The organism is Pseudomonas sp. PS01297 (assembly GCF_029959305.1).
Lineage (GTDB): Bacteria > Pseudomonadota > Gammaproteobacteria > Pseudomonadales > Pseudomonadaceae > Aquipseudomonas > Aquipseudomonas helleri.
The window spans coordinates 1-18974 of the sequence record NZ_JASCPQ010000020.1 but is presented as its reverse complement, the minus strand read 5'-3'; the positions used below and the strand labels follow the sequence as shown (position 1 = coordinate 18974).

The following is an 18974-nucleotide window of genomic DNA, read 5'->3' as shown; positions in this document are numbered from 1 at the left end:
AACGAGCGGGCATGATAACGGAGTGGGCTGGTGAATCGTGAAGGTGGGGACTTTTTGATCATCAGGATCAAAAGATCGCGAGGCAAGCTCGCTCCTACAGGGGGCGGGGGTGGGGTTTGGCCGGGAGGTCTTTGATGATGAATTTCAAGTCAACGTCATTGCGTTTATAGACCCATGAAAGACGTCGGTCAGTGCCTTTTTCACAGGCTTTATCCATGACGCCAACCAGGATGATGGTAATGCTGATGCCTTCATCCATCGGTATTTCACATTTCACTTGTTCGTATTTCAACGGCCCCACCGGTTGATAGGTAAAGTCGCTGGTACTTTTAAAAGCATGTTTTTTTAAATCACCCAATTCCGCGCTAGAAGTAGCCGGCAGTGAAATAAAGCGCAGTACAGCGCTCAAGGCTTCAGCCTCAGGCAACTCGTACGAGGTGGCCGCAAGCGGCAGAATCAGGCATGGCCGCACGTTCTGGCGGTCCGGCGCGCAGGGATAGCCGGCGGGGTAGTCAATAATGACGGCTATATAACGCGACTGGTTTTCAATGTGCAGCGTTGCGCTTTCACTGAGCGGCAAATACAGAGCAAACACTAGAAGAATGGTTTGTCTCATGGCGCACCTGTTGATGTCGTACAGGAAATAGCCTGTTAAAGCGCTGCCTAATACACCATCAATTTAATATCACTCCTGACAGCAATAGATACTGTCAGAAGTAACAGGTACACCGTCTTCAGGGCTGATTCATACCCGAAAGGCTTGTACTGCGGTATTAAGTTCGCCTCCAAGTTGCAACAGTTGCTGGCTTTGATTACGGGCAATACCGATGCGTTGCAAGTTGTCGTCGCCCAATAAATGAATGCGCTCACTGTGATCGCGGATCTCACTCACAGCGCCGCTTTGTTGCGCAGTGACGTCGGCGATACGCACCGCCGTGTCGGAAATGGTGGTAATGGCGCCGACAATTTCATCCAGCGCGCCATCGGCGTCCTGGGCCTGTTGTGCGGTGGCTTTGGCATGCTCTACTTGCGCGCGCATGCCTTCAACCGATTGGCGTGCGGCCAGTTGCAGCCCGGCAATCAGGTTCTGGATTTCGTTGGTCGCGCCTGCGGTGCGTTGTGCCAGGGAGCGGACTTCTTCGGCGACCACGGCAAAGCCTCGGCCCATCTCGCCCGCACGGGCGGCTTCAATGGCGGCGTTGAGTGCCAGCAGGTTGGTCTGGTCAGCGATGGAGCGAATCACTGTAAGAACGCCGCCAATGGTGGCTGACTCTTCGGCCAGGCGCTCGACCGTCTGCGCGTTGCCTTGCACTTCGCCCACCAGCGCATGAAGCCCGGTGAGGCTTTGTCCGATCACCAACTGCCCTTGCGCCACGGCGGCGCCCGCACTGCGGCTGGCGTCGGCGGCCTGGCTGGCATCGCCGGCCACTTGGGAAATGGTCGCCTCCAGCTCACCCAGGGCGTCGCGAATTTGCGCGGTGTCACCGGCCTGACGCTCGGCACCGCCGTGCAAATCGGTGCTCAGTTGCGCCAAGGTCTGGCTACTGCCCGCGACTTGCTCTGCGTTCAGGCGGATGGTGCCCACCAGGTTCACCAGATAAGCCCGCAGGCGATTCAGTGAAGCCTCGATGTCATGCAGTTCGCGGTTGGTTTTGCCCAATTGAATGTCGCGGCTGAAGTCGCCTTCGGCCCAGGTCGAGAGCATTGGCGCCAGATAGGTCAGCACCCGTGCCAGCTTGCGTTGCAGGGTGTCGATCAACAGCGCAATCAGCAGGATCAGGCCAATCATCAGGCCTTGCATGAGCCGCACTTCGTCTTGAATCTGCCCGTGCTGGGCGCGGACCACCGGCTCCAGTTCGGCGATGGCGTGTTGCACGGCGTCGAGTTTGCGGTGCGTGGTGGTGCTCAACTGGGTGCGTTGTTCGATCTGCGTCTGGGTGCGTTTAAGCTCGGCCGGGTAGCGGCTCAGGAGGTTGTTCAGCTCACGCTTGAGGTTGACCCCGGCATCTTCGGTCTGAGTGCTCTGGTTGGCTTCGAGGCCCATCATTGCGGCGAAATCGTCATTGCCCGAAGTGCTTTTGCTGCTCACGCCAAGCAGGGGCAAGGCGTCGATTTGCTGCGCCTGGGCCTGGATGCTGGCCAGTTCGCGTTCTACATCACCGGCCAACTCACTGCGCCCGCTGCTGACCAGTTTGTCGCGGTTCAACGACAGCTTGGCCAAGTGCAGCGCGGCGGTCATCAGCGGCGGTAAATAGTGCGGCGCTTCTGGGGTATTGGCTTCGCTGGCGTATTGGCTGAGTTGTTCGAGGTTGGCGGCCAGTTCGCGCTCGGCTTGCAGCAACAAGGCTTGTGGGTCGCCGGCCAGTTTGCCCGCTGCCAGCAGCTCGGTATTACTGAAGCTATTCAGGTTCTCAAGGCTGGGGCGCACGGTCTCGGCCAGCGCCGGTGGCAGCGGGGCAAGCTGACTTTGGAGTGTCTCCAGGGCGCTGTTGGCTTTGCTCAAACGCACCGCATCGCCACTGGCCAAGTAGTCTTCGATGTTGCGGGCGACCTGGTTTTGAAAATGCTGCGACAGGCTCAAATAGCGCTCCATCAACAGGTACGGGCGCTCCAGCGCCTGTTGCGACCACCATAAAGTAGCGCCCAGCGCGAAGCACACGGCGACCAGCAACAGGGTGTTGAGGTTGGTTAGCAGCTTCAGACGCATAAAAGATTCTGCCTACTACGCAGTGAGAAGCGGCTGAAGTTATTGCATTTAAGTTACAGCGATATGACGAGCCGGCCTGGCTCGGCACAAATAGTGGCGATTAGCCTTTATCGGGTGAAGCGTTGCACCTGATTGCGCCCATTGTTCTTTGCGAAGTACAGCGCCTCATCGGCCTGTGACGCCATTTTCAGGCTGTCAGACTCGCCGTGCAGTTGCACCACGCCTGCGCTGAATGAGCACCACAGATCGTTGGGCTGCGCCGGGTAATGGATTTCGCAGAAGCGCTGGCGAATCAGGTTGAGCACGTTGTAGGCCGACTCTTGATCGGTGTCGGGCATGACAATCGCAAACTCTTCACCGCCATAGCGGCCAATAAAGTCGGTCTTGCGCAGGCGCTGCTTGAGGTACAGCGCGAGGCTCTTGATCACGCGGTCGCCCATGGGGTGGCCGTAGCAGTCGTTGACCCGTTTGAAGTGGTCAAGGTCGAGCATCGCAAAGCTCAAGGGGCGATTTTCACGGCGGGCGCGGAAGGTGCAGTCTTCGAGCAGTTGCAGGATGTGCGTGTGGTTAAACAGGCCGGTCAGGCTGTCGCGAACCATGCGCGCTTTTAAATGCCGGGCCCGGGCGGCGCGGTTGCGCACGGTGGTGATAAGGTGGCGTGGCTGGATGGGCTTGGTCAAAAAATCATCACCGCCCTCGCTCATCGCATCGAGCTGTTTGTCCATGTCGTCTTCGGCCGACAGGTAAATGATCGGCACGCTGACGTAGCGATCATTGTGGCGAATGACTTTGGCCAGCTCGGTGCCGGTGCAGGTCGGCATGTACATGTCGAGGATGATCAGGTCGGGCTGAAAGTCCGCCAGCTCGGCCATGGTTTGAATCGGCTCGGTCAGCGTGCGGGTGATGATCCCGGCGCTGTTGAGCAGGCGTTCGGTGTGCAACGCCTGCGCCCGCGAGTCGTCGATGATCAGCACTTTATACGGTTCGTACTGCGCCACGCAGGTCAGCACCTCGATCTTCTCCATCAGGCTGGAGACTTCGAGGGTGCCGGTCAAAAACGCTTGCCCACCGGCGCGCACGGCGGCCAGGCGGGTGGGGGTGTCGGTTTCATGCTGGCTGAAAAATAACAGCGGCAGCTTTTGTTCAAGCCCGACCTGGACCTCTTCGGCCAGCGCCAGGCCCTGGTTGGGGCCCGCGAAATCCACCTCCATTACAATGGCTGCCGGGTGGCGCTCAACCATGGCCTGACGAAAGGCGCCGGGGCTGTCAAAGGCCATGGCACTGAGTTCAAAAAACTCAAGTTGCGTGCTCAGGCGCTGAGCGCGTTCATGGTCTTGCAGGAGGATGTAGATCGGTTTGCGCAGCGGCGGCAGGGCGGTGTGCCCGAGTTGATCGCCGTGGCGCAGGCCGGTGCGCGACAAGCGTTGCATCAGCCGGTTGAGTTCGGTGATCAGCGGGCTGCTCAGTCGGCCGCGATTGTCGGCCACCTGTTGCAGCACCGCGTCGGTGGCCTGTGACAGTTCGCGGTGCTCGGGCTGGTCGAAGCGCTCGGCAAAGCGCAACAGGCGCAGGTTGGCTTCGCTGAACTCAGCGAGGCCTGCGGGTGACCATTCCTGAGTCTGCATGCGCTGCCAAATTTCAAGAATCTGACGGGCCTGGTGCGTAACGCGCTGGGCGAAGTGGTGCTTCAGGCGTTCGTGGCTGAGGTCTTCTTGCTCGGTCATATCCTGGCTGCTGGGTAAGGGGCATGCTGGGGTCGAGTAATGGCTCTATGCTAGCACCTAGTGTTGGCTTGAACCGGTCTTACCTTGAAATTAACTCGCCCACACCGATATTAGCCATTGGCCGCCCTTGCGTAGGCGTGGCTGCACGCATGTTTTATAGTGCCGGGCCGATCTGGCCTTGCGGTTTCGGCACTTAGCCTAGCCGTGATTAAAAATCGTGCAACAAGGCACGATGAGGTAGGGTTGTGGTCGAACTGTTGAATCAAGCATCTGAAAGGACATAGCCATGCTGGACTGGAAAAAACGAGAGGGCGACAGCGCCCGCGAGTCGGTCAAGGATACCCAAGCAAAGCCGCGTGGCTATTTCAAAAGTATTCTGCTGAGCCGCTCGATTGCCATGCTGGTCGGCATTTATGTGGTGGTGTGTCTGGGCCTCGGCTGGTACTGGAGCCGCGAACCTGACCTGTTCCCGGTGCAGCAAAATGCACAGCTGGCGGCTGAAAAAAGCGGCCAGAAAATGGTTCCGGGCTTCACCACCGTAGAAACCCTGAAAACCGTGGCCGGGACCTTGCTCAATAAGCCAGGCGGCTACTTGTCCAACGACCGCTTCCCGCCGGGTGTCTTGCTGGACAACATTCCGAGCTGGGAATACGGCGTGCTGGTGCAGGTGCGTGACCTGACCCGTGCCCTGCGTAAAGACTTCGCCCGTTCGCAATCACAGTCTGCCGAAGACGCCGATCTGGCCAAGGCCGAGCCTCGTTTCAACTTCGACAACAAGAGCTGGATGCTGCCTTCCAGTGAGTCGGAGTACCAGGAAGGCATCAACTCCCTGAGCCGTTATCAGGCGCGCTTGTCTGACCCGGATCAGAAAAACGCCTTGTTCTATGCCCGTGCCGACAACCTCAACAACTGGTTGGGTGATGTGGGAACGCGTCTGGGTTCGTTGTCGCAGCGCCTGTCGGCCAGTGTTGGTCGGGTCAAACTGAACACCACGCTGAAAACCGAAAGCCTGCTGCCGGGCCAGGTGCCTGTGGTGGACGAAGAAATCGTTGAAACCCCATGGCTGCAAATCGACAACGTGTTCTACGAAGCCCGTGGTCAGGCCTGGGCCTTGTCCCACCTGCTGCGCGCCATCGAAGTTGATTTCGCCGATGTACTGGCTAAAAAGAACGCCACGGTCAGCGTGCGCCAGATCATTCGTGAGCTGGAGGCCGCTCAAGAGCCGGTCTGGAGCCCGATGATTCTCAATGGCAGCGGCTTCGGTATTCTGGCTAACCACTCGCTGGTCATGGCCAACTACATCTCGCGGGCGAACGCGGCGGTCATGGACCTTCGTCAATTGCTGTCGCAGGGCTAAGGGATGGTCATCTCCACTTTAGAGGCCGCGCACCGTGCGGCCTCTGATGTCGAACAGGTGGTCTGGGTGGACCGCGACGACCGCGTGCTGGGCGCTTTGCCCCGGCATGAATTGCGCGAGCGCAACCTCATTGGGCGTGGCACGTTCATCCTGTTGTTCAATTCGGCCGGCGAGCTGTGTGTGCATCAACGCACCCTCAGCAAGGCGCTGTATCCGGGGTTTTGGGATGTGGCGGCGGGCGGTATGGTCGGCGCGAACGAGACTTACGAAGAATCTGCCGCCCGTGAATTGGCCGAAGAACTGGGCGTGAGCGGCATTGAGCTGACGGCCCACGAACGCTTCTACTTTGAGGCCCCGCAAAACCACCTGTGGTGCGGGGTGTTTTCCGGGGTCTGGGATGGCCCTTTGCAAGTGCAGCCCGAAGAAGTCCAGCAAGCGCTGTTCATGCCTGTGGCCGAGGCTTTGCGCCTCAGCAAGCAGCAGCCTTTTTGCCCGGATTCGCTGGATGCGCTAAGGCGTTATCTGGCGCAACCGTCTTCTTTGTAGGAACTGCCGCAGGCTGCGATCTTTTGATCCTCAACATCAAAAGATCGCAACCTGCGGCAGCTCCTACGGGTTATGCATTACTTGTTTAAAAATTGCGCCAATTGGCTATTGGGCCTCAGCGATTTTGTCGTTACACTGCGCGACCTTTTCAGGCTCAGGTGCTTTTGCCCTTGAGTTGCGCTGCCCCTGCCAGAGTGGGGCTTCGCGGTCGGTACACCTTGGCGCAAGCGCGTCATGCACCGGCCAATTTTTTGTCCTCCATATGAGGATTGCCGGTGGCCAAAAAAGCCGCATCCTTCGCCGCCCTAGGTGGCCTGGTATTTTCCACCGACGCAGGTCGTCACTGTCCAGACTGTCGTCAGCCAGTAGACGCCTGTACCTGCAAACAAACCCTGATCCCTGCCGGTGATGGCATTGCCCGCGTGCGCCGCGAAAGCAAAGGCCGCGGCGGCAAGACGGTGACGACCATCACGGGCGTACCGTTAGCCGAAGACGCACTTAAGGAGCTGGCCACCACGTTGAAAAAACGCTGTGGCACAGGCGGTGCGTTAAAAGACGGCATCATCGAGATCCAGGGCGACCACGTTGAGCTGTTGCTGGCCGAACTGCTCAAGCACGGTTTCAAAGCCAAGAAGTCCGGCGGCTAGCAGCCTCTGTCAAAACCACCGCGTCGTTGTCTTGCTGCCTGAATCAGGCTCGGCAAGGGCGGCTGCCATGGTTTTCACAGAGCCTGTTATTGCGGGTTTCTAAACTCGGCGCTGTTGTCAGGGTCTACCCTGAGCAGACTAATCGTCATTTTTACTCATTAGACTGCGCCGACCTGGTCACAGGTTTGGCTACTTGACTTATATATAGGGGACTTCGATGTCCGTACGACGCACACGCAAAGACGATGGCAGCCAATGGACAGTTGCGGACAGCCGCAGTGTTTACGGGATTCGCCATTGGGGGGCCGGGTATTTCGCGATCAATGAAGCCGGTCGCGTAGAAGTCCGTCCGAACGGCCCGAACAGCTCGCCCATCGATCTGTACGAGCAAGTCGACGAACTGCGCCAAAGTGGCTTGTCCTTGCCATTGCTGGTGCGTTTTCCAGATATTTTGCAGGACCGTGTACGCCAGTTGACCGGTGCTTTTGATGCCAACATCGAGCGCCTGGAATACCAGAGCCAGTACACCGCGTTGTACCCGATCAAGGTGAACCAGCAAGAAGCTGTGATCGAGAACATCATCGCCACCCAAAACGTTTCGATTGGCCTTGAAGCCGGCTCCAAGCCAGAGCTGCTGGCCGTGCTGGCGCTGGCCCCGAAAGGCGGCACCATCGTCTGCAACGGTTACAAGGATCGTGAGTTCATTCGCCTGGCCTTGATGGGCCAGAAGCTCGGCCACAACGTGTTCATCGTGATCGAGAAAGAGTCCGAAGTGGACTTGGTGATCGAAGAGGCGGCCTCGCTCAAGGTCAAGCCACAAGTCGGCTTGCGCGTGCGCCTGTCGTCGCTGGCGTCGAGCAAATGGGCTGACACCGGCGGTGAAAAATCCAAATTCGGCTTGTCGGCGGCGCAGTTGCTGTCGGTGGTTGAGCGGTTCCGTAGCGCCGGTCTGGACCAAGGCATTCGCCTGCTGCACTTCCACATGGGTTCGCAAATCGCCAACCTGGCCGACTACCAGCACGGCTTTAAAGAAGCGATTCGTTACTACGGCGAGCTGCGCAACCTCGGCCTGCCGGTTGACCACATTGACGTGGGCGGCGGTCTGGGCGTGGACTACGACGGCACGCACTCGCGTAACGCAAGCTCCATCAACTACGACATGGACGACTACGCCGGTGTTGTAGTCGGCATGCTCAAAGAGTTCTGCGACGCACAAGGCCTGCCGCACCCGCACATCTTCTCTGAAAGCGGCCGCTCGCTGACGGCGCACCACGCCATGCTGGTGGTGCAAGTGACCGACGTTGAGAAGCACAACGACGACGTGCCAGAGATCGAAAACAAAGAAAGCCTGCCCGAGACCGTGCAGTGGCTGGTGGACCTGCTGGGCCCGACCGACATTGAAATGGTCACCGAAACCTACTGGCGCGCCACGCACTACATGAGCGACGTGGCCACCCAGTACGCGGACGGCAAAATCACCCTGTCGGAAAAAGCCCTGGCCGAGCAGTGCTACTTTGCTGTGTGCCGTCGCCTGCACAACTCGTTGAAAGCGCGTCAGCGTTCGCACCGCCAAGTGCTCGACGAGCTCAACGACAAGCTGGCCGACAAGTACATCTGCAACTTCTCGGTATTCCAGAGCCTGCCGGACACCTGGGCGATTGGCCAGGTCCTGCCGATTCTGCCGCTGCATCGCCTGGACGAAGAACCGCTGCGCCGCGCGGTGCTGCAAGACCTGACCTGCGACTCCGACGGCAAGATCAAGCAATACGTCGACGAGCAGAGCATCGAAACCAGCCTGCCGGTTCACGCGCTTAACGAAGGCGAAGACTACTTGCTGGGTATCTTCCTGGTGGGTGCTTACCAGGAAATCCTCGGTGACATGCACAACCTGTTCGGTGACACCGACTCGGTGAACATCTACCAGAAGGCCGATGGCAGCGTGTACCACGCCGGTATCGAGACCCACGACACCATCGAAGACATGCTGCGTTACGTGCACTTGTCGCCCGAGGAGTTGATGACTCACTACCGCGACAAAGTGGCCAGCGCCAAGATCAGCGTCAAAGAGCGCACCCAGTTCCTCGACGCTTTGCGTCTGGGCCTGACGCGTTCGTCTTACTTGTCTTCGTAAGACTCAACTGACCCGTAGGAGCGAGCTCGTCTCGCGATCTTTTGACCCTTTAAAAGATCGCGAGGCAAGCTCGCTCCTACAGGGATATCACGGGGTAAACCAGCGGATTCGCGTGGCATACAGCCCCAAAATCACGCTGCGCAGCACCATGAACAGCAAGAAACTTATCCACAGCCCGTGGTTGCCATCGCCCTGCAAGGCCCAGGCAACGGGAAAGGCAATGGCCACGCTCAACAGCATCGCATTGCGCATTTCGCGCGCGCGGGTCGCGCCGATAAACAGCCCGTCCAGCAAATAACTCCACACCGCAATCAATGGCAAAACGGCCAGGTACGGCAAGTACTGGAAGGCGGTTTCACGCACGCTGGCAATGTCGGTTTGCATCTCGACAAACCAGTGCCCGCCCAGCAAAAACAGCAGCGCAAACAGCGCACTGGCGAGTAACGACCAACCACAGGCAACCACCATCGACCGGCGTAACGCCGTGCGATCACGGGCGCCGATGGCATGCCCGCACAAGGCTTCGACCGCATGGGCCAGGCCGTCCAGCGCGTGAGCCGTCAACAGCAAGCCATTGAGCAGCAGCGCATTGGCCGCCACGGTGGCGTCGCCCAAGCGGGCACCTTGCACGGTGATGGCGAAAAACACCGATTGCAGCAGCAAGCTGCGGATAAAAATATCGCGGTTAACCCCTAACAGTGGTTTCCAGTTTTGCCAGACCCGCAGCGCGGCCCAGGCCATCTTGCCCGGATACGCCCGCAGTGCGCCGCGTGTGAGCCACAGGCCGAGCAGGGCGCCGCTCCATTCGGCAATCACCGAGGCCCGCGCTGAACCGACCACGCCCCAGTCCAGGCCGAGAACAAACCACAGGTTGAGAGCGATGTTCATCAGGTTGGTGGTGAGCAAAATCGCCAGCGGCGCCCGGGCGTTTTGTGCCCCCAAAAACCAGCCCACCAGCGCATAACTGGCCAAGGAGGCGGGTAGGCCAAACAGCCGGTTGTGAAAGAACGCCAGGGTCATGTCATGCAGCTCGGGCGAAGGCTGCATCACGCTCAACGCCAGGCGGCTGAACGGGAGTGCAATGGCGGCCAGAAACAGCGAAAGCCCCAGCCCCAGCAGCAACCCTTGCACAAGGATTTGCCGCAACGCGGTGCCATCCCCGCGCCCGGCCGCTTGTGCGGCAAAGCCCGTAGTGCCCATGCGCAGAAAGCCCATCATCCAGGCCAGGTAGATATACAGGCTGGCGCCCACGGCCACCGCGCCCAACTGATGCGCGTGGGGCAAATGGCCGATTACAGTGCTGTCGACCAGCGCCACCAGCGGCACAGAAATATTCGACAAAATCATCGGCGCAGCCAGCGCCCACACCCGGCGATGGGTCGGGCGGTCGCGCCAGTCGGCTAACAGAAAAGACATGCAGGCTCCTTTGGGGACCGGCATTGTAGCGGAAGTAAACCCTGCAAACGGCGGTCCTGCGGCCCGCATCGCAGCCTCGTGCCTCGTCAGCGGCTACAAGAGCGGTGCCTTTTGCGACCAGCGCGTCTGCCGTTCGCGCCACGCTGTTATATAGTCGCCCCTTCACTGCCACGACAATGAGTACACCATGCTTAACAAAGGACTGTTTCTGGCTTGCGCGTTGGCGCTGCTCAGTGCTTGCGATTCTTCTTCATCCGGCAAGCCCGAGACGCCAAAACCTGCCGCCGTCACGCAGGCCGCCAAGCCGGTTCAAGACCCCAAGGTGCTGGCCGAGCGCTTTGCCGGGCGTGAGTTAAACGTGGTGGATGTCTCTGAAGTGCAGCTGGACGGTGCCAGCACGCTGTCGGTGAGTTTCTCGGTGCCGCTGGACCCCAAGCAAAACTTCGCTGAAAAACTGCACCTGGTCGATGCCAAGACCGGCAAGGTCGATGGCGCCTGGGAGCTGTCGGATAACCTGATGGAAGTGCACCTGCGCCATCTTGAGCCGCAGCGCAAATTGATCCTCACCGTCGACCCTGGCCTGCGCGCCGTCAACGAGGCGACGCTGGCCGCCGAGTACATCAGCCGTCTGGAAACCCGTGACCTGCAACCCACCGTCGGCTTTGCCAGCCGCGGTAACTTGCTGCCGACCCGTCTGGCCGAAGGGTTGCCGGTGATCGCGCTGAATGTCGACAAGGTCGACGTTGAGTTCTTCCGCGTCAAACCCGAATCCCTGCCTGCCTTTCTCAGCCAATGGGGCCGCAACAGCAGTCTGCAAAGCTATGAAGCCAAAGACCTGTTGAGCATGGCCGATCTGGTCTACGGCGGGCGCTTTGACCTGAACCCGGCACGCAACACCCGCGAAACCTTGATTCTGCCCACCTCGGGGATCAAACCGTTGCAGCAGCCGGGCGTGTACCTGGCGGTGATGACCGCGTCCGGCAGCTACAACTATTCGACCCCGGCCACCTTGTTCACCCTCAGTGACATTGGCCTTTCCGTGCACCGTTATCAGAAGCGTCTGGATGTGTTCACCCAGGCGCTGGAAGGCGGCAGTGCCTTGGCCAATGTGGATCTGGAGTTGCTCGACGGCAAAGGCAAAATGCTCGCCCAAGGCAAAACCGATAAACAAGGCCACGCCGAACTGGCCTTGCCGCCCAAGGCCGAAGTGCTGCTGGCGCGTCAGGGCGACCAGACCAGTTTGCTGCGCTTGAACACAGCGGCGCTGGATTTGGCCGAGTTCGACATCGCTGGCCCTCAGGCGCACCCGCTGCAATTTTTTGTGTTTGGCCCGCGTGACCTGTACCGCCCCGGCGAAACCGTGCTGCTCAATGCCTTGCTGCGCGATCGCGACGGCAAGCCGGTCAAGCCGCAGCCGGTCAGCGTAGAAGTACGTCGCCCGGACGAGCAAGTCAGCCGCAAGTTCGTCTGGGAGCCCGATGCTTCGGGCTTTTATCAGTATTCGTTGGCACTGGCAGGCGAGGCGCCGACCGGGCGCTGGCAATTGGTGTTCGATCTGGGCGACGGCAAGCCGCAGTTGTATGAATTTTCGGTCGAAGACTTCTTGCCGGAACGCATGGCGCTGGAACTCAAAGGCAGCGACACGCCGCTGCGTCCTGAGCAAAACGCAGAGATTCAGGTCACGGGGCGTTACCTGTATGGCGCCCCTGCAGCGGGCAACCGTTTGAGCGGCCAAGTGTACGTGCGGCCCCTGCGCGAGGCAGTCAGCGCATTGCCGGGTTATCAATTCGGCTCTGTGACCGAGCCCGAGTTGACCCAGGACCTGGAGTTGGACGAAAGCGTGCTCAACGCTGATGGCAAAGAAACCCTCACCATCGACAGCCAGTGGAGCGAGGCCAAGTCGCCGCTGCAGGTGATTGTGCAAGCCAGCTTGCAAGAGTCCGGTGGTCGCCCGATCACCCGGCGTCTGGTGCAGCCGGTTTGGCCAGCGGAGCGCTTGCCGGGCCTGCGCGGGTTATTTGACGGGACTGAAACCGATGGCGATGGCCCGGCCGAATTCGAGCTGTTGGTAGCGGACACTCAAGGCAACAAGCTGGCCGCTGAAAACCTCAAGGTCCGCTTGGTGCGCGAGCGCCGTGACTACTACTGGAACTACTCGGACAGCGACGGCTGGAGCTACCACTACAACGAGAAGTTTCTGAACCTCAACGAAGAAACGGTCAGCGTGAAGGCCGGAGAGACCGCCAAGGTCAGCTTCCCGGTGGAGTGGGGCCCATACCGTGTCGAGGTCGAAGACCCGCAAACCGGGTTGGTCAGCAGCGTGCGCTTCTGGGCCGGGTATCGTGCCCAGGACAACGCCGAAGGCGGCGCCGTGCGCCCGGATCAGGTCAAGCTGGCGCTGGACAAGGCGGCGTACAGCGATGGCGACACCGCCAAAGTCACGGTCACGCCGCCCGCTGCGGGCAAAGGTTATTTGCTGGTCGAAGGCAGTGACGGGCCGTTGTGGTGGGAAGAAATCGAAGTCCCGGCCGAAGGCAAAACCTTCGACATCAAACTCGACCCGACGTGGGCGCGCCACGATTTGTATGTCAGCGCGCTGGTGATCCGCCCCGGTGAGCGTAAAACTAATATCACCCCAAAACGTGCCGTGGGCGTGTTGCACCTGCCGCTTGACCGGACCCAGCGCAAGTTGGCGCTGACCCTCGATGCGCCTGAAAAAATGCGCCCCAAACAACCGCTGACGGTAAAGATTCAGGCTAAAAACGCCGACGGCAGCATTCCCCCGCAAGCCCATGTATTGCTGGCTGCGGTGGACGTCGGGGTGCTGAACATTACCGATTACCCGACCCCGGACCCGTACGCCAGCCTGTTTGGGCGCAAGGCCTATGGCGCCGACCAACTGGATGTTTACGGGCAATTGATCGAAGCCGGGCAGGGCCGTCTGGCCAGCCTCGCATTCGGCGGTGACGCGGCCTTGGCCAAAGGCGGTAAACGCCCGGCCACCAGCGTGAACATCGTTGCGCTACAAAGTGCACCGGTGACCTTGAACGCCCAGGGCGAAGGCGAAGTCAGCGTCAATATCCCGGACTTCAACGGCGAACTGCGCTTGATGGCGCAAGCCTGGACCGATGATCGCTACGGCATGGCCCAGGCCAAAACCGTGGTCGCTGCACCCTTGGTGGCCGAGTTGGCCGCACCGCGCTTTTTGGCCGGGGGTGACGAGACCCGCTTGGCGCTGGACCTGTCCAACCTGACCGACAAACCGCAAAAATTGACCGTCACCCTCAACGCTGACGGCCAACTCAATCTGCTTGGCGAAGCCACGCAAAACGTCACGCTGAGCCCTGGCCAGCGCAGTACGTTGCAGATCCCGGTCAAGGCGCTGGGCGGTTTTGGCACGGGCGTGGTCAAGGTCACGGTGAGTGGTCTGGACCTGCCGGGTGAAACCCTGGCGCCGTTCAGCCGCGAATGGACGTTGGGCGTGCGCCCGGCGTACCCGGCGTTGCTTAAACATTACCGCGCGGTGCTCAAGGATCAGCCGTGGAGCCTGCCAGAAGGTGAGTTGCTGGCTTTTGAACCGGCCGGGCGCGAAGCCATGCTGAGCCTGTCGAGCCGCCCGCCGTTGAACCTGGGCGAACAGATTCGTGCGCTCAAGGCGTACCCGTATGGCTGCTCCGAGCAAACCACCAGCGGCTTGTACCCGGCGCTGTACGCTGACGCCGCGTTGCTCAAGCGTCTGGGCCTTGAGGGTGAACCAGACGCCGAGCGCACCCGCAAAATCGAACTGGGGATCGAGCGCCTGCTGGGCATGCAACGCTACAACGGCAGCTTTGGCCTGTGGGGCGCAGACGGGCAGGAAGAGTATTGGCTGACCGCTTACATCACCGACTTCCTGCTACGCGCCCGTGATCAGGGCTACGCCGTACCGGCCGATGCGTTGAAAAAAGCCAACGAGCGGCTGCTGCGTTATGTGCAGGAGCGCAACCTGATCGAAGCCGACTACAGCGACAACCTCGACCACACCCGCTTTGCCGTGCAGGCCTATGCGGCGCTGGTTCTGGCACGCAGCCAGCAGGCGCCGCTGGGCGCATTGCGCAGCATCTTTGAGCGCCGCAGCGATGCGCGTTCAGGCTTGCCGCTGGTGCAACTGTCGATTGCCTTGCAGAAGATGGGCGATCAGCCGCGTGCCGATCAGGCGTTGTTGGCCGGGCTGGCGGCCAAGCGCAAAGACAATCAATGGCTGGGCGATTACGGCAGCCCGCTGCGCGATCAGGCGCTGATTGTGGCGCTGCTGGAAGAGAACAACTTGATGAGCGGCCAGCGTGAGCAGCGTCTGTTTGAGTTGTCAGATTCGTTGGCGGCCAGCCGCTGGTTGTCGACCCAGGAGCGTAACTCGCTGTTCCTGGCCGGGCGTGATCTGTTGAGTAAGCCAGAAGCCAAGTGGTCTGCGCAGCTCACCAGCGGCGAGCAAACCCGCGAGCTGAATAACCAGCAATCGGGCCTCAAACTCGATGGTCCATTGCTGGCGCAGCCGCTGACGTTGCGCAACGAAGGCAGCGACGCGGTGTATCAACAGCTGACGATTTCGGGTTATCCACAGCAGGCCCCGGCGGCGGGTGGCGAGAACATGAGCATTCGCCGCGATTACCTGGGCATGAATGGCGAGCCGCTGAATATTAAGGCCCTGAAAAGCGGCGATCTGGTGTTGGTACACGTGGCGGTCACGGCCAAGCAGGCGGTGCCAGATGCGTTGGTTGTCGATTTGCTGCCAGCGGGGCTTGAGCTGGAAAACCAGAACCTGGGGCAGAGTGCGGCCAGCCTTGAAAATGCCAGCACCGAGGTCAAGCAATGGCGCGACGCGATGCAATACGCCAGCGTGCAACATCAGGAATACCGCGATGACCGTTACGTCGCGGCGGTCAAACTGGACGGCTATGGCACGACGCACCTGCTGTATCTGGCGCGTGCCGTGACGCCGGGCACCTATCGCGTACCGCCGCCGCAAGTGGAGTCGATGTACCGGCCCAACTGGCAGGCCGTGGGCGAAACCCCCGGCGACATGGTGATCAAGGCCCGCTAACCCCACCCACTTTGTAGGAGCTGCCGAAGGCTGCGATCTTCTGATCTTTTAAAAGATCGCAGCTTTTGGCAGCTCCTACAGGGTGAACGGCGTCAGTTAATAATCCAGCTCAACACCCACAGCCCCAGCAGCAGCCAGATCACGCCGCCGATGATGGAGGCGCGCATAAAGGCGCGCACGGCGTTGTACAAAAACAGCAGCCCGAGCACCAGCACAGCAATGCTGACGATGGAGGTGTCCATGCCCAAGGCGCGGGCCATACCGTCGATAAAATTGCTGCCCGCTTGAGTGATCATGGTGAACAGGCCGCTCAAGCTTTCGACGATCCAGCGAACGACAGTGCCCAACCACAGGCCCAGATTTCCAATAAAGCTTTCGACGTGCATGGGGATGTCCCGATCAATAAGATGGCCACTGTGCCAGAGATACCCCTTAGGCAACCAGACCAGGTGCAAAGTTGCGTAATGAGTAATGCTTAAAAAGATCGTGCTGTGGAGCACCTGCGGCCTGTTGCTGGCAGTCGCATTGTTGTGGCTGGCCGACCGGTTGTGGCCCTTGCCGTTGCCCAAGGATGACTTGGCCCGCGTGGTCTTGGCCGAGGACGGCACGCCGCTGTGGCGCTTTGCCGATGCCAATGGCGTATGGCGTTACCCCGTGCAAACGGACGAGGTGTCGCCGTATTACCTTGAGGCGTTGCTGACCTACGAAGACCGCTGGTTTTATCAGCATCCGGGGGTTAACCCGCTGGCTTTGGGCCGTGCGGCCTGGCAGAACCTTAGTGGCGGGCGAGTGCTGTCGGGGGGCAGCACCTTGTCGATGCAGGTCGCTCGTTTGCTCGATCCTCATGAACGCACGTTGCCCGGCAAGTTGCGCCAGTTGTGGCGTACGGCGCAGTTGGAGTGGCACCTGTCCAAGGCCGAGATCTTGAACCTGTACCTCAATCGCGCACCCTTTGGCGGGACGTTACAGGGGGTGGCGGCGGCCAGTTGGGCGTATTTGGGCAAGTCGCCGCAGCAACTCACGCGCTCCGAAGCTGCGCTACTGGCCGTGTTGCCGCAAGCGCCGAGTCGCCTGCGGCCTGACCGTCATCCCGAGCGGGCGCAAGTGGCGCGGGACAAGGTGTTGCGGCGTCTGGCCGAGTATCAAGTTTGGCCGCAAGGGGCTGTGGATGAAGCGCTGGAGGAGCCGCTGTTGCTCGCCCCGCGACTGGAACCGAGCCTGGCGCCGTTGCTGGCGCGGCGCTTGAATCGTCCGCACAGCCCGCCGCTGATCCGCACCACCCTGGACGCCAACCTGCAACGCCGCCTCGAAGACTTGCTGCTGGGCTGGCGGGCACGACTGCCCGAGCACACCTCGGCGGCGATTCTGGTGGTTGAAACCGACACCATGGCCGTGCGTGCCTACCTCGGCTCGGTGGACATTAACGATGCGCGGCGCTTTGGCCATGTCGACATGATCAGCGCCTTGCGTTCGCCGGGTTCGACCCTCAAGCCTTTTTTGTACGGCATGGCGATGGATGCCGGGCTGATTCATTCCGAGTCGCTGCTGCAAGACGTGCCGCGGCGTTACGGCGATTACCGTCCGGGCAATTTCTCGATGGGCTTTAGCGGGCCGGTGTCGGCCAGTTCGGCGTTGGCGTTGTCGCTTAATTTGCCAGCGGTGCAACTGCTTGAAGCCTACGGGCCGAAACGTTTTGCGGCCGACCTGCGCAATGGCGGCGTGCCGTTGAGTTTGCCCGCGCTGGCAGAGCCTAATCTGGCGTTGATTCTGGGCGGGGCCGGCAGTCGTCTGGAAGATTTGGTCAGCGGTTACAGCGCGCTGGCGCGGGGTGGCAAAAGCGCCAACCTGCGCCTGCAACCGCAGGATGAACTGGTCGAGCGGCGCATGCTGTCGCCGGGTTCGGCATGGATTATCCGACGCATCTTGAGTGGCCAGGCACGGCCGGACCGTGACCCGACCGCCGAGTTGGTGCAACGCCCCAGCCTGGCGTGGAAGACCGGCACCAGTTATGGCTTTCGCGATGCGCTGGCCATTGGTGTGGGGCCGCGCTATTTGATTGGAGTGTGGATCGGTCGCCCGGACGGTACGCCGGTGCCGGGGCAGTTTGGTCTGGCCTCGGCGGCGCCGCTGATGCTGCAAGTGCACGATGTGCTGAGCAACCGCGACAGCCAGCGCGGCATTGTCGCGCCGGTGCAGCCCGTGCCGGGCAGCGTGGGCGTGGCAGCGATTTGCTGGCCGCTGGGCCAGCCGTTGAGCAAGAACGACCCCAATTGCCGCCGCCAGCGCTTTGCCTGGACGCTGGACAACACCACGCCGCCGACCTTGCTGGCGGCGGATCAGCCGTTGGGCGTGGGCTTGCGCGAAACCCTGTGGGTCGATGGGCAAGGGCAACGCGTTAGCCCGCAGTGCCCTGGTGCGCAGCAACGTGACGTGGCGTTGTGGCCTGCGCCGCTGGAGCCGTGGCTGCCCCGGGTGGAACGGCGTGAAGCGCGCTTGCCGCCCGCCTCGACGCAATGCCCGCCACCGGCATTGAACTCGGTGACAGCGTTGTCGATTGTCGGTGTGCGTGAGGGGGACCGGTTGCGGCGCCCGGCGGCGAGCCAGGCGTCATTGCGCCTCACGCTGACTGCGCTGGGCGGTGACGGTCGGCGCTGGTGGTTCCTCAATGGCACCCCGCTGGGTGATAGCGGGCATCAAGAAGCCCTCAACACCACCCTTGAACAGCCAGGGCGCTATGAGCTGAGCGTCCTCGACGAAAGCGGGCAAACCGCGCGGGTTGAATTCAGCGTCGTGGAGTAGACCATGTGGCTTGGGATTTTCTGAAAGATCAAAAGATCGCGAGGCAAGCTCGCTCCTACAGTGAATTGGGGTTATCACTTTAGTGAGTGGGAGTGTTCTATTTTGATGAACGTGTTGATTTCTATGGTTTTTAGTCTGCGCGTGGGCGCTGTTTATATAAGGGCTTAATACCAAGTAGTGAGTTGTTCAATACCCGGTCCGGCGTTGTGATGTAAGCCACGGATGAACGTATCTCTGACGTTAGAGCAGGGAGCCTTCGAACTCTGGCTAAGCAGGTGCAAGGGAATAATCATGAACACTCAACTGTGGTTAAAAACAAGTACAGCCCTTTTGTTAGTGATGACCGTCAGCCTGGCGGGCTGCCATAGCGGCGGTGGCGGTTCTAAAAGTCATGTTGAAGCCAGTACGCCCGATGCCGGTACGGGCGGCGGTGGTGATGGTAGCGGTGGCGGCAATAACGGCGGTGGTGACGGCAGCGGCAATAACGGTGGCGGCAACAATGGTGGTGGTAATAACGGCGGTGGCAACAACGGTTGCGGTAATAACTGAGGAGGCAACCTAGGCGGT

General features: G+C 60.4%; 12 protein-coding genes. 7 read left to right on the top strand and 5 right to left on the bottom strand.

Annotated features, from left to right (window positions below):
- Nucleotides 1-94 precede the first annotated feature (94 nt).
- From QMX84_RS08790 to QMX84_RS08780, 3 genes are all read right to left on the bottom strand, one after another.
- The gene (locus QMX84_RS08790) at nt 95-616 is read right to left on the bottom strand and encodes a hypothetical protein (RefSeq protein ID WP_282363613.1); all 522 of its coding nucleotides are present in this window, start codon (nt 614-616) and stop codon (nt 95-97) included.
- Nucleotides 617-745: 129 nt separating this feature from the next.
- Nucleotides 746-2707, bottom strand: coding sequence for a methyl-accepting chemotaxis protein (locus QMX84_RS08785; RefSeq protein ID WP_282363612.1), 1962 nt, complete (start codon nt 2705-2707; stop codon nt 746-748).
- A 107-nt stretch (nt 2708-2814) separates the two neighbouring features.
- Nucleotides 2815-4431: a PleD family two-component system response regulator gene (locus QMX84_RS08780; protein ID WP_262126324.1), complete on the bottom strand. Its 1617-nt coding sequence runs from the start codon at nt 4429-4431 to the stop codon at nt 2815-2817.
- 286 nt (nt 4432-4717) lie between these two features.
- Between QMX84_RS08780 and QMX84_RS08775 the strand changes: the two genes are divergently transcribed.
- The 4 genes from QMX84_RS08775 (at nt 4718) to speA (ending at nt 9112) form a co-directional block, all read left to right on the top strand.
- On the top strand, nt 4718-5788 hold the full coding sequence (locus tag QMX84_RS08775; protein ID WP_048390898.1) for a DUF2333 family protein: 1071 nt from the start codon (nt 4718-4720) through the stop codon (nt 5786-5788).
- Nucleotides 5789-5791: 3 nt separating this feature from the next.
- Nucleotides 5792-6334: an NUDIX hydrolase gene (locus tag QMX84_RS08770; RefSeq protein ID WP_262126323.1), complete on the top strand. Its 543-nt coding sequence runs from the start codon at nt 5792-5794 to the stop codon at nt 6332-6334.
- Between the two features lie 275 nt (nt 6335-6609).
- Nucleotides 6610-6981, top strand: a complete 372-nt coding sequence (locus QMX84_RS08765; protein WP_178110145.1) for a translation initiation factor Sui1 — start codon at nt 6610-6612, stop codon at nt 6979-6981.
- Between the two features lie 217 nt (nt 6982-7198).
- Nucleotides 7199-9112, top strand: a complete 1914-nt coding sequence (gene speA / locus QMX84_RS08760; protein WP_262126321.1) for an arginine decarboxylase — start codon at nt 7199-7201, stop codon at nt 9110-9112.
- An 87-nt stretch (nt 9113-9199) separates the two neighbouring features.
- Here speA and QMX84_RS08755 read toward each other — a convergent pair whose 3' ends face one another.
- A complete protein-coding gene (locus tag QMX84_RS08755; protein WP_262126320.1) occupies nt 9200-10528 on the bottom strand; it encodes an MATE family efflux transporter in 1329 nt (442 codons plus the stop codon).
- Nucleotides 10529-10715: 187 nt separating this feature from the next.
- On the opposite strand from QMX84_RS08755, the gene QMX84_RS08750 reads away from it, so the two are divergent.
- Entirely contained in the window at nt 10716-15608 is a 4893-nt protein-coding gene (locus QMX84_RS08750; RefSeq protein WP_282363611.1) for an alpha-2-macroglobulin, read from the top strand.
- A 92-nt stretch (nt 15609-15700) separates the two neighbouring features.
- Here the strand turns inward: QMX84_RS08750 and QMX84_RS08745 are convergent, their stop codons facing one another.
- Nucleotides 15701-15994 carry a hypothetical protein gene (locus QMX84_RS08745; RefSeq protein ID WP_048366495.1) on the bottom strand — a complete coding sequence of 98 codons (294 nt, stop codon included), beginning with the start codon at nt 15992-15994 and terminating at the stop codon, nt 15701-15703.
- Between the two features lie 85 nt (nt 15995-16079).
- Here QMX84_RS08745 and pbpC point away from each other — a divergent pair, with 85 nt between their 5' ends.
- Together pbpC and QMX84_RS08735 are read left to right on the top strand one after the other, a co-directional pair.
- Entirely contained in the window at nt 16080-18407 is a 2328-nt protein-coding gene (gene pbpC / locus QMX84_RS08740) for a peptidoglycan glycosyltransferase PbpC (RefSeq protein WP_282363610.1), read from the top strand.
- Between the two features lie 291 nt (nt 18408-18698).
- Nucleotides 18699-18956 (top strand): hypothetical protein, encoded by a 258-nt coding sequence (locus QMX84_RS08735; RefSeq protein ID WP_282363609.1) that lies wholly within the window; start codon nt 18699-18701, stop codon nt 18954-18956.
- Nucleotides 18957-18974 lie beyond the last annotated feature (18 nt).

Coding starts and splice junctions, on each gene's coding strand:
- QMX84_RS08790 (WP_282363613.1), bottom strand. CDS start 616: ATGAGACAAACCATTCTTCTAGTGTTTGCTCTGTATTTGCCGCTCAGT.
- QMX84_RS08785 (WP_282363612.1), bottom strand. CDS start 2,707: ATGCGTCTGAAGCTGCTAACCAACCTCAACACCCTGTTGCTGGTCGCC.
- QMX84_RS08780 (WP_262126324.1), bottom strand. CDS start 4,431: ATGACCGAGCAAGAAGACCTCAGCCACGAACGCCTGAAGCACCACTTC.
- QMX84_RS08775 (WP_048390898.1), top strand. CDS start 4,718: ATGCTGGACTGGAAAAAACGAGAGGGCGACAGCGCCCGCGAGTCGGTC.
- QMX84_RS08770 (WP_262126323.1), top strand. CDS start 5,792: ATGGTCATCTCCACTTTAGAGGCCGCGCACCGTGCGGCCTCTGATGTC.
- speA (WP_262126321.1), top strand. CDS start 7,199: ATGTCCGTACGACGCACACGCAAAGACGATGGCAGCCAATGGACAGTT.
- QMX84_RS08755 (WP_262126320.1), bottom strand. CDS start 10,528: ATGTCTTTTCTGTTAGCCGACTGGCGCGACCGCCCGACCCATCGCCGG.
- QMX84_RS08750 (WP_282363611.1), top strand. CDS start 10,716: ATGCTTAACAAAGGACTGTTTCTGGCTTGCGCGTTGGCGCTGCTCAGT.
- QMX84_RS08745 (WP_048366495.1), bottom strand. CDS start 15,994: ATGCACGTCGAAAGCTTTATTGGAAATCTGGGCCTGTGGTTGGGCACT.
- pbpC (WP_282363610.1), top strand. CDS start 16,080: ATGCTTAAAAAGATCGTGCTGTGGAGCACCTGCGGCCTGTTGCTGGCA.
- QMX84_RS08735 (WP_282363609.1), top strand. CDS start 18,699: ATGAACACTCAACTGTGGTTAAAAACAAGTACAGCCCTTTTGTTAGTG.